Origin of the sequence: Enterobacter cloacae complex sp. ECC445, from assembly GCF_021892025.1 — a bacterium.
Lineage (GTDB): Bacteria > Pseudomonadota > Gammaproteobacteria > Enterobacterales > Enterobacteriaceae > Enterobacter > Enterobacter chengduensis.
Map to the genome: position 1 here is coordinate 23,347 of NZ_JAKLRZ010000035.1, position 13,022 is coordinate 36,368.

10 protein-coding genes are annotated in these 13,022 nt (G+C 53.6%); all 10 read left to right on the forward strand.

What is annotated here, in order from left to right; translation table 11 throughout:
• Positions 1-12 precede the first annotated feature (12 nt).
• The 10 genes from atpG to pstS all read left to right on the forward strand — a co-directional run bounded on the left by atpG (position 13) and on the right by pstS (position 12,812).
• Entirely contained in the window at positions 13-876 is an 864-nt protein-coding gene (gene atpG / locus L6R44_RS21930) for a F0F1 ATP synthase subunit gamma (RefSeq protein WP_032644272.1), read from the forward strand.
• A 31-nt stretch (positions 877-907) separates the two neighbouring features.
• Positions 908-2,290, forward strand: a complete 1,383-nt coding sequence (gene atpD / locus L6R44_RS21935) for a F0F1 ATP synthase subunit beta (RefSeq protein ID WP_003862362.1) — start codon at positions 908-910, stop codon at positions 2,288-2,290.
• A 20-nt stretch (positions 2,291-2,310) separates the two neighbouring features.
• Positions 2,311-2,730, forward strand: coding sequence for a F0F1 ATP synthase subunit epsilon (locus L6R44_RS21940; RefSeq protein WP_006177560.1), 420 nt, complete (start codon positions 2,311-2,313; stop codon positions 2,728-2,730).
• A 138-nt stretch (positions 2,731-2,868) separates the two neighbouring features.
• Positions 2,869-4,239 (forward strand): bifunctional UDP-N-acetylglucosamine diphosphorylase/glucosamine-1-phosphate N-acetyltransferase GlmU, encoded by a 1,371-nt coding sequence (glmU, locus tag L6R44_RS21945; protein ID WP_032644270.1) that lies wholly within the window; start codon positions 2,869-2,871, stop codon positions 4,237-4,239.
• A 238-nt stretch (positions 4,240-4,477) separates the two neighbouring features.
• The gene (gene glmS, locus L6R44_RS21950; protein ID WP_237425409.1) at positions 4,478-6,307 is read left to right on the forward strand and encodes a glutamine--fructose-6-phosphate transaminase (isomerizing); all 1,830 of its coding nucleotides are present in this window, start codon (positions 4,478-4,480) and stop codon (positions 6,305-6,307) included.
• A gap of 331 nt (positions 6,308-6,638) precedes the next feature.
• Positions 6,639-7,160 (forward strand): fimbrial protein, encoded by a 522-nt coding sequence (locus L6R44_RS21955; protein WP_237425410.1) that lies wholly within the window; start codon positions 6,639-6,641, stop codon positions 7,158-7,160.
• Between the two features lie 101 nt (positions 7,161-7,261).
• The gene (locus L6R44_RS21960; RefSeq protein ID WP_032644265.1) at positions 7,262-7,942 is read left to right on the forward strand and encodes a fimbria/pilus periplasmic chaperone; all 681 of its coding nucleotides are present in this window, start codon (positions 7,262-7,264) and stop codon (positions 7,940-7,942) included.
• Positions 7,943-7,980: 38 nt separating this feature from the next.
• Positions 7,981-10,461, forward strand: coding sequence for a fimbria/pilus outer membrane usher protein (locus tag L6R44_RS21965; protein WP_442876516.1), 2,481 nt, complete (start codon positions 7,981-7,983; stop codon positions 10,459-10,461).
• Between the two features lie 84 nt (positions 10,462-10,545).
• Positions 10,546-11,526 (forward strand): fimbrial protein, encoded by a 981-nt coding sequence (locus tag L6R44_RS21970; RefSeq protein ID WP_237425411.1) that lies wholly within the window; start codon positions 10,546-10,548, stop codon positions 11,524-11,526.
• Positions 11,527-11,771: 245 nt separating this feature from the next.
• Positions 11,772-12,812, forward strand: coding sequence for a phosphate ABC transporter substrate-binding protein PstS (pstS, locus tag L6R44_RS21975; RefSeq protein ID WP_237425412.1), 1,041 nt, complete (start codon positions 11,772-11,774; stop codon positions 12,810-12,812).
• Positions 12,813-13,022 lie beyond the last annotated feature (210 nt).

Here is a 13,022-nt window from a genome sequence, read left to right on the forward strand (position 1 = left end):
GAGGAGAAGCTCATGGCCGGCGCAAAAGAGATACGTAGTAAGATCGCAAGCGTCCAGAACACGCAAAAGATCACTAAAGCGATGGAGATGGTCGCCGCTTCCAAAATGCGTAAATCGCAGGATCGCATGGCGGCCAGCCGTCCTTATGCAGAAACCATGCGCAAAGTGATTGGTCACCTTGCAAACGGTAATCTGGAATATAAGCACCCTTACCTGGAAGAACGCGACGTTAAGCGCGTGGGCTACCTGGTGGTGTCGACCGACCGTGGTCTGTGTGGCGGCTTGAACATTAACCTGTTCAAAAAACTGCTGGCGGATATGAAAGCATGGTCTGAAAAAGGCGTTCAGTGCGATATCGCAATGATCGGCTCTAAAGGCGTCTCTTTCTTTAACTCCGTTGGTGGCAACATTGTCGCTCAGGTGACCGGTATGGGTGATAACCCTTCCCTGTCCGAACTGATCGGCCCGGTTAAAGTGATGTTGCAGGCCTATGATGAAGGCCGTCTGGACAGACTGTACGTTGTCAGCAACAAATTTATTAACACCATGTCTCAGGTGCCTACGATCACTCAGATGCTGCCTTTACCGGCATCAGAAGATGACGAGCTGAAGCACAAAGCCTGGGATTACCTGTATGAACCCGATCCGAAACCGCTGCTGGATACCCTGCTGCGTCGTTACGTTGAATCTCAGGTTTATCAGGGCGTTGTAGAAAACCTGGCCAGCGAGCAGGCCGCACGAATGGTGGCGATGAAAGCCGCGACCGATAATGGCGGCAGCCTGATTAAAGAGCTGCAGTTGGTTTACAACAAAGCTCGTCAGGCCAGCATTACTCAGGAACTCACCGAGATCGTCTCGGGGGCCGCCGCGGTTTAACCAGGTTTACGAATTACGTAGAGGATTCAAGATGGCTACTGGAAAGATTGTCCAGGTAATCGGCGCCGTGGTGGACGTCGAGTTCCCTCAGGACGCCGTACCACGCGTGTACGACGCGCTTGAGGTACAGAATGGTAACGAGAGCCTGGTGCTGGAAGTTCAGCAGCAGCTCGGCGGCGGTATCGTGCGTACCATCGCGATGGGTTCTTCCGACGGTCTGCGTCGTGGTCTGGAAGTCAAAGACCTTGAGCACCCGATCGAAGTCCCGGTAGGTAAAGCAACACTGGGTCGTATCATGAACGTATTGGGTCAGCCAATCGACATGAAAGGCGACATCGGTGAAGAAGAGCGTTGGGCTATCCACCGCGCGGCACCTTCCTACGAAGAGCTGTCCAGCTCTCAGGAACTGCTGGAAACCGGTATCAAAGTTATCGACCTGATGTGTCCGTTCGCGAAGGGCGGTAAAGTCGGTCTGTTCGGTGGTGCGGGTGTAGGTAAAACCGTAAACATGATGGAGCTGATCCGTAACATCGCGATCGAGCACTCCGGTTACTCTGTGTTTGCGGGCGTAGGTGAACGTACTCGTGAGGGTAACGACTTCTACCACGAAATGACCGACTCCAACGTTCTGGACAAAGTATCCCTGGTTTACGGCCAGATGAACGAGCCGCCAGGAAACCGTCTGCGCGTTGCGCTGACCGGTCTGACTATGGCTGAGAAGTTCCGTGACGAAGGCCGTGACGTTCTGCTGTTCGTTGATAACATCTATCGTTACACCCTGGCCGGTACGGAAGTATCTGCACTGCTGGGTCGTATGCCTTCAGCGGTAGGTTATCAGCCTACGCTGGCGGAAGAGATGGGTGTTCTTCAGGAACGTATCACCTCTACCAAAACCGGTTCTATCACCTCCGTTCAGGCGGTATACGTACCTGCGGATGACTTGACTGACCCATCTCCAGCCACCACCTTTGCGCACTTAGATGCAACCGTGGTACTGAGCCGTCAGATCGCGTCTCTGGGTATCTACCCGGCCGTTGACCCGCTGGACTCCACCAGCCGTCAGCTGGATCCACTGGTTGTGGGTCAGGAACACTACGACACCGCGCGTGGCGTACAGTCCCTGCTGCAGCGTTACCAGGAACTGAAAGACATCATCGCCATCCTGGGTATGGATGAGCTGTCTGAAGAAGACAAACTGGTGGTAGCACGTGCGCGTAAGATCCAGCGCTTCCTGTCCCAGCCGTTCTTCGTTGCGGAAGTATTCACCGGTTCTCCAGGTAAATACGTTTCCCTGAAAGACACCATCCGTGGCTTTAAAGGCATCATGGAAGGCGAATACGATCACCTGCCGGAGCAGGCGTTCTACATGGTTGGTTCCATCGAAGAAGCAGTGGAAAAAGCCAAAAAACTTTAACGCCTTAATCGGAGGGTGATATGGCAATGACTTACCACCTGGACGTCGTCAGCGCAGAGCAACAAATGTTCTCTGGTCTGGTCGAGAAAATCCAGGTAACGGGTAGTGAAGGTGAACTGGGTATTTTCCCGGGTCACGCACCGCTGCTCACCGCCATTAAGCCTGGTATGATCCGCATCGTTAAACAGTTCGGTCACGAAGAGTTTATCTATCTGTCCGGCGGCATTCTTGAAGTGCAGCCTGGCAGTGTGACCGTTCTGGCCGATACCGCTATTCGTGGCCAGGATCTCGACGAAGCGCGAGCCCTGGAATCGAAGCGTAAGGCTGAAGAGCACATTAGCAGCTCTCATGGTGACGTGGATTACGCTCAGGCGTCTGCGGAACTGGCCAAAGCGATCGCGAAACTGCGCGTTATCGAGTTGACCAAAAAAGCGATGTAACACCGGCTTGAAAAGCACAAAAGCCAGTCTGGATACCAGGCTGGCTTTTTTTTTCGGCCTTAATTCATGATGAAAAAGATGTAGAATTTTAAGCATCAAACGTTTTTACTTCACACTCAAACTACCGTCAGGATGCGTATGTCAAACAGTGCGATGAGCGTGGTGATCCTTGCCGCAGGCAAAGGAACCCGCATGTATTCCGATCTGCCTAAGGTGCTCCACACGCTTGCAGGAAAGCCAATGGTGCAGCATGTCATTGATGCAGCGAATGAACTGGGTGCCGGTCAGGTTCACCTGGTCTACGGCCACGGCGGCGATCTGCTTAAAAAAACGCTGAGCGATGACAAACTTAACTGGGTGCTTCAGGCCGAACAGCTCGGTACTGGTCATGCGATGCAGCAGGCAGCGCCCTTCTTTGCGGATGACGAAGACATTTTGATGCTCTACGGCGATGTCCCGCTGATCTCCGTTGAGACCCTAACCCGCCTGCGTGAAGCCAAACCGCAGGGCGGCATCGGTTTATTGACCGTCGTGCTGGACGATCCAAGCGGTTATGGCCGCATCACCCGTGAAAACGGCAACGTAACGGGGATCGTTGAACATAAAGATGCCAGCGATGAACAGCGCAAGATTCAGGAGATCAACACCGGTATCCTGATTGCCAACGGCGCGGATATGAAGCGCTGGCTGTCGACTCTCAACAACAACAACGCGCAGGGTGAATACTACATCACCGACATCATTGCGATGGCGTACCGGGAAGGGCGCGAGATTGCGGCGGTTCATCCGGCCCGTATTAGCGAAACTGAAGGGGTAAATAACCGCCTTCAGCTTTCCCGCCTGGAGCGCGTTTATCAGTCCGAACAGGCTGAGAAACTGCTGCTGGCAGGGGTGATGCTGCGCGATCCGGCGCGTTTCGATCTGCGTGGTTCGTTATCTCACGGGCGTGATGTTGAAATTGATACTAACGTTATCCTCGAAGGTCACGTCACGCTAGGCGATCGCGTCAAAATTGGCGCCGGCTGCGTGATTAAAAACAGCGTCATCGGTGACGACTGCGAAATCAGCCCGTACAGCGTGGTGGAAGATGCGCGTCTGGATGCGGCCTGCACCATCGGCCCGTTTGCGCGTCTGCGCCCTGGCGCTGAGCTGCTGGAAGGCGCTCACGTGGGTAACTTCGTAGAAATGAAAAAAGCGCGTCTGGGTAAAGGCTCGAAAGCCGGTCATCTGACCTATCTGGGCGATGCGGAAATTGGCGACAACGTGAATATAGGTGCAGGGACGATTACCTGTAACTATGACGGCGCGAATAAGTTTAAAACCATCATCGGTGATGATGTGTTCGTGGGCTCCGACACGCAGCTGGTGGCCCCTGTTACCGTGGGTAACGGCGTAACGATTGCTGCCGGAACGACGGTGACGCGAGACGTCGCCGATAATGAGCTGGTGCTCAGCCGCGTGCCGCAGGTTCACAAGCAGGGCTGGAAACGCCCGGTGAAGAAAAAGTAACGGATTTACCCCTCACCCTAACCCTCTCCCCAAAGGGGAGAGGGGATCGTTCGGTGCGGTGTTTTTCTCCCTCGCCCCTTTGGGGAGAGGGCCGGGGTGAGGGGATAATATAATCCTCCCCCCACAAGCAGTACCCATAAAAATAACCCCACTCTCTACAAGGCTCGGGGCGCCCGGAAAGGGCAAATACAGGTCAGCGACAACGCATGGCATAACGCCATAATCAGGAAATCTAACTATGTGTGGAATTGTTGGCGCAGTTGCGCAGCGTGATATTGCTGAAATCCTTCTCGAAGGTTTACGTCGTCTGGAATACCGTGGTTACGACTCTGCCGGTCTGGCTGTCGTCGATGCAGAAGGTCATATGACCCGTTTGCGCCGCCTCGGTAAAGTGCAGATGCTGGCCCAGGCTGCGGAAGAACATCCGCTGCACGGCGGTACCGGTATTGCGCACACCCGCTGGGCGACGCACGGCGAACCGTCTGAAGGTAACGCGCACCCGCATGTGTCTGAACACATCGTGGTGGTGCATAACGGCATTATTGAAAACCACGAACCGCTGCGCGAAGAACTGAAGGCGCGCGGCTACACCTTCGTCTCTGAAACCGACACCGAAGTAATTGCTCACCTGGTGCACTGGGAGCTAAAGCAGGGCGGTACACTGCGTGAAGCGGTGCTGCGCGCTATCCCTCAGCTTCGCGGTGCGTACGGCACGGTGATCATGGATTCCCGCGATCCGTCCACGTTGCTGGCAGCGCGTTCAGGTAGCCCGATGGTGATCGGTCTGGGCATGGGCGAAAACTTTATCGCGTCTGACCAGCTGGCGCTCCTGCCGGTTACCCGTCGCTTTATCTTCCTTGAAGAGGGGGATATCGCGGAAGTGACTCGCCGCAGCGTGACCGTATTCGATACCAAAGGCGAGCAGGTGAAACGTCAGGAGATCGAATCGAACCTGCAGTACGACGCGGGTGACAAAGGCGCTTATCGTCACTACATGCAGAAAGAGATTTACGAGCAGCCAAACGCCATCAAAAACACCCTCACCGGGCGCATCAGCCACGGTGAAGTGGATCTGAGCGAGCTGGGCGCAAACGCGAACGAACTGCTCGGCAAGGTTGAGCATATTCAGATCGTGGCCTGCGGTACCTCGTACAACTCCGGTATGGTTTCTCGCTACTGGTTTGAATCCCTGGCGGGCGTGCCGTGCGATGTAGAAATCGCGTCTGAATTCCGCTACCGCAAATCCGCTGTGCGTCGCAACAGCCTGATGATCACCTTGTCTCAGTCCGGTGAAACGGCAGATACCCTGGCAGCGCTGCGTCTTTCTAAAGAGCTGGGTTACCTGGGCTCGTTGGCCATCTGTAACGTCCCAGGTTCTTCACTGGTGCGCGAGTCCGATCTGGCGCTGATGACCAAAGCGGGCACCGAAATTGGCGTGGCCTCTACCAAAGCGTTTACCACTCAGTTGACGGTTCTGCTGATGCTGGTGGCGAAGCTGGCGCGCCTGAAGGGCGAAGATGCTTCCGTTGAGCACGACATCGTTCACGGGCTGCAGGCGCTGCCGAGCCGTATTGAGCAGATGCTGTCTCAGGACAAACGCATTGAAGCACTGGCGGAAGATTTCTCTGACAAACATCACGCCCTGTTCCTGGGCCGTGGCGATCAGTATCCGATCGCGCTGGAAGGCGCGCTGAAGCTGAAAGAGATCTCCTACATTCACGCTGAAGCCTATGCCGCAGGCGAGCTGAAGCACGGCCCTCTGGCGCTGATTGATGCGGATATGCCGGTCATCGTTGTGGCGCCTAACAACGAACTGCTGGAAAAACTGAAATCTAATATCGAAGAAGTACGCGCCCGCGGCGGTGTCCTGTACGTCTTCGCCGACAAAGATGCCGGTTTTGTCAGTAACGACAACATGCACATCATCGAGATGCCGCATGTTGAAGAGGTGATTGCGCCGATCTTCTACACCGTTCCGCTGCAGCTTCTGGCCTATCACGTGGCGCTGATCAAAGGCACCGATGTTGACCAGCCGCGTAACCTGGCGAAATCGGTCACGGTTGAATAATTTTATATATTGAAGTGAAATAGCCCCATAAATCTATGATTGTGGGGCTATTTTTTGATCGGTAAATATAAATTTCCTCTGAAAATATAATTCGGAAATAATATAGATATATAAATCCGAGTAGAATCAATCCTGTTATTTTTAAATATAATATTATATTGAGACCTCATTTTATCCTGATTTATTCCATATTCAGCGGGCGAGAATAATAGAATAATATTTCTTCTTGTTATTTTTTATTTTAAAGCGTTTAATGCTCTTCGCTTGTATGCCCTGAAGTATTTATCAGGGAAATAGTATTTTGCAATATATAATTCAGGATGGTGTTGTAATGAAAGGAAATACGTTAAAGAGCATGATTGTGCTCTCCTCTATATTTTTTGGTGCGCAGGCATACGCGGCCAATGGTAATGGTACTATCCATTTCACGGGCGAAATTATCGATAGTACCTGTGAGGTGTCTACCGGTACTAAAAACCAAACCGTTGATTTAGGCAAAGTCAATAAATCAACGTTTACCGGCGTGGGGTCAATGGCGTCGGTTCAGGCATTCCAGATCGATCTGCTGAACTGCCCGGATACTTACAAAAAAGCCAGCGCCCGTTTTGACGGAACCGAAGACGGCGACGGGTACCTGAAGCTGTCCTCAGGCGGGGCGAGTGGCGTTGCGATTGCAATTTATAACCGCGCCGATAACAGCCAGCTTAAGCTCTACAATCAGTCAACACCTGCCAGTATTTCATCTGGCAAGGCGTCATTGCCCTTTATGGCTCGCTATATCGCCACGTCTGCAACCGTAACGGCGGGCACTGCCAATGCGGATTCGGAATTTACGATTACATACAGTAATTAATTCCTTCAGTCTTTTTCTGTAAAAAAACAATCAGGCCTGGCGAGGCAGGGTTTGTTACGCCCTTTCATCGGGAATTATCCAGGCCTGTTACAGGATATAATATGCGCAGGCGTTTTATAATTTTATTTGTTGCTCTACTTTTCTCATTCGGTACCGGGACGTCAAGTGCCGGAATAGTTATTGGTGGCACCCGCGTAATCTTCCCTGGAAATAAAGCAGACACGACTATTTCTGTCTTAAATAAAGATACGGCACTGCCTTACCTTCTTCAGTCGTGGGTGGAGCCTTTTAACACTGCGGATAAGCACCAGCCGCCGTTTACGGTTATCCCTCCCATCTCCCGCCTGGAGCCCGGCCAGGAGCGCGTACTGCGTATCATTAAGACTCAGGGCGAATTACCGTCTGACAGGGAGTCCGTGTTTTGGCTGAACATTAAAAATATTCCGCCGTCGACAACCGAAGAGAGCAGCAAGCTGGAAATTGCCATCAAAACGCGCATTAAACTCTTCTGGCGTCCAGCGGGTGTCAAGGAAACGCCTGAAACAGCCGCGCTGAAAGTAAAATGGCAACGCCAGGGCAGCATGCTGGTGGTCACCAACCCAACGGCCATCCACGTCAATGTGATCGACGTGGCTATTGATGGCAAACCGCTCGACCTGGCGATGATTATGCCGTTTGAGACACGTCGGCTGGCGCTGCCTGCCGGCATGAGCAAAACGCTCACCTGGCACAGTATTAATGATTACGGCGCGATTAGCGACGCCATTCAGCAACCTCTTTAACCGCGGCGGGGTTGCTTGCGTTGAAACGTTCTCACTATTTGGTTTTATCCCTGCTGTGGCTGGGAGGAAGCTATCCGCTTCTCGCCAGCGCCGCACAGCCGCTATTTAACGCGCGTCTGCTGGAGCTAGATCGGCCCATTGAGGTCGACATTAGCCAGTTCAATCGTCCGGATAATCTGCCTGAAGGGGAATATCAGGTTGATATCTATGTTAACGATCGGTTCATTGAGCGCAGGGCGGTGCGTTTTTTCCGCCGCGATCCTGAGAGTGCGTTGGCACCTTGTTTTGTGGATGTCAAAAACACGCTGGCGACGTTTGGGCTGAAAGTGAACGCGATTAAACAGCTGGATACGGTGAACGCTGAAGGTTGTGAACCGGTCCCGGTGCTGCCTGGCGCGAAATGGTCGCTGGACAGCGAAAAGCTCGCGCTGAAGGCGTCTATCCCTCAGGTCTATCTGGACGCCACGGCGCGTGACGCCATATCGCCTTCGCGCTGGGATCCGGGGATTGACGCTTTGATGCTGAACTACGATTTCTCCACGACCCAGACGCTGAAGTCAGACTATGACAGTGACGATCTCTACTACCTGAATTTACGCAGCGGCGTGAACATTGGCGGATGGCGGCTGCGTAACTATAGCGCCTTAAATGCGGTCAACAGCCGCGGTAATGTTCGTTCGCTGAGTACGTACTTACAGCATGATATTGCCAGCCTGCGCAGTCAGGCCATGGCAGGCGATACGTGGACCGCGAGCGATCTCTTCGACAGTTCACAGGTACGCGGCGTGCGTCTGTACACCGACAGCGACATGCTCCCCGATAGCCAGAACGGTTTTGCACCGGTGGTGCGCGGCGTGGCGAAAACGAACGCCGTAATCACCATCCGTCAGAACGGCTACATGATTTATCAGTCGGCGGTGCCGCAGGGGCCATTTGCGTTGACCGATCTCAATACCACCTCAAGCGGCGGAGATCTGGACGTCACCATTAAAGAGGAAGACGGCAGCGAACAGCACTTTGTTCAACCTTACGCTTCGCTGGCGATTTTGCGTCGTGAGGGGCAGACGGATGTGGACATCAGTATCGGTCAGCGTCGTGATAACGATCGGTTTATGCCAGAGGTGATGCAGGCGCAGGTATTGCACGGGATGGCATGGGGTATGACGCTTTATGGTGGCACGCAGCTGGCAGACGATTACAGCGCGTTTGCCGCCGGTATTGGTAAAGATCTCGGCAACATTGGCGCTATTTCGATGGATATTACCCATGCCCGGTCGCACTTTACGGACGATGACGAGCAGGGGCAATCCTGGCGTTTTCTGTACTCAAAAACGTTCGACGTCAGCAATACCAGCCTGCGTATTGTAGGCTATCGCTATTCAACGGAAGGGTTTTACACCCTGGGCGAATGGGCATCGCGCACGGGCGATAGCGATAACTTCTGGCAGACGGGCAACCGCCGCAGCCGGGTAGAAGGCACCTGGACCCAACCGTTTTCCGAGGGATACGGTAATGTCTATCTTACGCTGAGCCGGGAGCAATTCTGGCGTACGGACGATGTGCAGCGCCTGGTTCAGATAGGCTACAGCAACAGCTGGAAGCAGATCGTGTGGAACCTGTCGTGGAACTATACCGATACGGTGTCTGACAGCATGGGAGAGTGGCAGCAAGAAGACGAAAGCGAGCATATCGTTATGCTGTCGCTGTCTCTGCCGCTTTCGGACTGGTTACCCAACAGCTACGCCAACTACAACTACGCCCATAGTAACCATGGCACACCTTCACACCAGATTGGGCTGAACGGCAATCTGCTCGACGATAACAATCTGAGCTGGAACATACAGCAGTCCGTGTATGAAAACCGCGGCACCTCGGCGGGAAATGCGGGTCTGGTCTGGGATGCGTCCTACGGATCGCTAAAGACAAATTATGCCTGGAGCGACGAAAGCCAAAACCTGAACTACGGCATCAGCGGCGGCATATTGATCCACGACGAAGGTATCACCTTCTCGCAGGAGATGGGCGAAACGGTGGCGCTGATCAAAGCGCCTGGCGCGGCAGGGTTATCGGTAGATAACGCCAGCGGCGTCGCCACCGACTGGCGCGGCTACACCGTGAAGACGCAGCTTTCACCCTACGATGAGAACCGTATTGCGCTTCAGAATAAGGATTTTGTTTCAGGCAACGTTGAGCTGGAACGCAGCGTGCAAAACCTGGTGCCTACGCGTGGCGCGGTGGTGAAAGCCGAGTTTGTTACTCACATCGGCTATCGGGTGCTGTTTAGCGTTTCACTTGCGAACGGCAAGCCTGCGCCGTTTGGCGCGGTGGGTACCGCTGCGCTTGATGTGGGAAGCGCAACGGGGATTGTCGGTGACAAAGGTGAACTCTATCTCGCCGGGATGCCTGAATCGGGGCAATTTTCACTCACGCTCAGCAGCGGCAAGCTCTGTCTGGCTGATTATCACATCCATCAGAAACCTGATTCCGGACTGGTGCAACTGCCCGTCATTTGTCGATAAAGGATAAGAATGAAACCGCACTTCTGGCTTTTTACGCTCTTTTTTTGCTGCTTTTTTTTACAGGCGGCGCCTACCGGTTACTGCGTGCCGGACAACGGCAAATACCATAACTATTTCACTGTCGCGGAACAATTAACGACGCTTGATAACCTTGTTGGTATGCAGCATATGATCGATATGAATAACTCAACGACCTCGTTTAAAGGAACGTGTTACTGCCTGACGGGGAAAAATGAAAGTTACGATCATGCTTACATCACCAGCGTGGTTAATCCAGCCCTGCAGCCCAGCGCGAGCAGAAACAATATCTCCTATTATTATCTCAATAAGTATCTTGATATCGGTTTGCAAATCTACATTCTTGGCGTTGGCTACACCACCGTTCCCTTCGATCACCTGCCAAATGACATTGGGGGAACGTACCGGTGTCATAATGGCGTCAGTTCGCAAACCACGTTTTACAGCGGCGGATCGGGCTTTATTTATCTGTATGTCAAAAAACAGTTTACCGGCACGATCGCCATACCGTCGATGGTCATGGCCAATATCTACGCCACTATCGATCCCCGTACCGTCTCGAATGAAATCATTTCGGATGTGATTGTGCAGGGATCGGTCACGGTCCCGCAAACCTGCGAAATAGATGAAGGCCAGGCGATAATGATTGATTTCAAGTCTATTCTGGCATCTGAATTCTCAGCAAACCGGGGTCAGGCGCTGTCTTCCCGCAAGATTACCCGGCAGGTTAATATCAAATGTTCAAATATGATGTTTACCGACACTCTGGGGGCAACCTTCCAGGCCTCTGCCGCGACAGCCGACGGTACGATGGTGGTTACCGATAATCCTGACGTGGGTATTAAGATTTACGATAAACATAACAGGGAAATTAATGTGAACGGCGGCGAACTTGAGGCGGAAACGACGAAAATGCCCGTGACTCTTGAAGGCGAGACGCTGGGAACACTCACGTTTTCAAGCGCTCCGGCTAGCGCAACCGGATCCAGACCCGCGCCCGGTCCGTTCAACGCCACGGCTACCCTGACGATTGAAATCGGCCATTAATCCCACAACGGCTGTTTGTGACAGCCGTTGTCATATTTCCCGGACAAAACGGCGATAATGCAAAAATAAATGACAAAAAAATGAATGCTCGATGAATTAAGCGCTATATTTTTCATGTGGTTACACCTCTCTCTGTGTTTGTCATAAAACTGTCATAATTCGTACATTTATCTGTCACCTGTTTGTCCTATTTTGCTCATCGTAGCCACTAAACAATGATTTACGAAAATCTTGCAGGAGACATTATGAAAGTTATGCGTACCACTGTCGCAACTGTTGTCGCCGCGACCTTATCTCTGAGCGCGTTCTCTGTATTTGCAGAAGCAAGCCTGACTGGCGCTGGTGCAACCTTCCCTGCGCCGGTGTATGCCAAATGGGCGGATACCTACCAGAAAGAAACCGGTAATAAGGTTAACTATCAGGGTATCGGCTCCTCCGGTGGCGTGAAACAAATTACCGCGAACACGGTTGATTTCGGCGCATCTGACGCCCCGCTGTCTGATGACAAACTGGCTCAGGAAGGCCTGTTCCAGTTCCCTACCGTGATCGGTGGCGTGGTTCTGGCTATCAACCTGCCGGGCGTGAAGTCGGGCGAGCTGGTGCTGGACGGCAAAACCCTGGGCGACATCTACCTGGGTAAAATCAAAAAATGGGATGACGAAGCGATCGCTAAACTCAACCCAGGCCTGAAGCTGCCTTCTCAGAACATCGCCGTGGTTCGCCGCGCGGATGGTTCCGGTACCTCTTTCGTGTTCACCAGCTACCTGGCAAAAGTGAACGAAGAGTGGAAATCTAAAGTCGGCTCCGGCTCTACCGTTAACTGGCCTACCGGTCTGGGCGGTAAAGGTAACGACGGTATCGCCGCGTTCGTTCAGCGTCTGCCGGGCTCCATCGGCTACGTAGAGTATGCCTACGCGAAGCAGAACAACCTGTCCTACACCAAACTGGTTTCTGCCGACGGCAAACCGGTTAGCCCGACCGAAGAGAACTTTGCTAACGCCGCCAAAGGCGCTGACTGGAGCAAATCCTTCGCGCAGGATCTGACTAACCAGAAGGGCGAAGGTGCATGGCCAATCACCTCCACCACCTTCATTCTGGTGCATAAAGAGCAGAAGAAACCTGAGCAGGGCGCTGAAGTGCTGAAGTTCTTCGACTGGGCATACAAAAACGGCGGCAAACAGGCTAACTACCTGGACTACGCCAGCCTGCCAGACAGCGTGGTTGAGCAGATTCGTGCTGCATGGAAAACCAACGTGAAAGACAGCAGCGGTAAAGCGCTGTACTAACAGGATATATTTAACGAAGATGGCGGGTGGGGGGGGGGGGGGGGGGGGGGGGCGGGGGGGGGGGGGGGGGGGGGGGGGGGGGGGGGGGGGGGGCGGGGCGGGGGGGGGGGGGGGGGGGGCGGGGGCGGGGGCCGCGGGGGGGGGGCGCCCCCGGCGGGGCGCCCCCCCGGGGGGGGGGGGGGGGGGGTGTGGGTTTTTTTTATGGGGATG

Coding starts and splice junctions, on each gene's coding strand:
- atpG (WP_032644272.1), top strand. CDS start 13: ATGGCCGGCGCAAAAGAGATACGTAGTAAGATCGCAAGCGTCCAGAAC.
- atpD (WP_003862362.1), top strand. CDS start 908: ATGGCTACTGGAAAGATTGTCCAGGTAATCGGCGCCGTGGTGGACGTC.
- L6R44_RS21940 (WP_006177560.1), top strand. CDS start 2,311: ATGGCAATGACTTACCACCTGGACGTCGTCAGCGCAGAGCAACAAATG.
- glmU (WP_032644270.1), top strand. CDS start 2,869: ATGTCAAACAGTGCGATGAGCGTGGTGATCCTTGCCGCAGGCAAAGGA.
- glmS (WP_237425409.1), top strand. CDS start 4,478: ATGTGTGGAATTGTTGGCGCAGTTGCGCAGCGTGATATTGCTGAAATC.
- L6R44_RS21955 (WP_237425410.1), top strand. CDS start 6,639: ATGAAAGGAAATACGTTAAAGAGCATGATTGTGCTCTCCTCTATATTT.
- L6R44_RS21960 (WP_032644265.1), top strand. CDS start 7,262: ATGCGCAGGCGTTTTATAATTTTATTTGTTGCTCTACTTTTCTCATTC.
- pstS (WP_237425412.1), top strand. CDS start 11,772: ATGAAAGTTATGCGTACCACTGTCGCAACTGTTGTCGCCGCGACCTTA.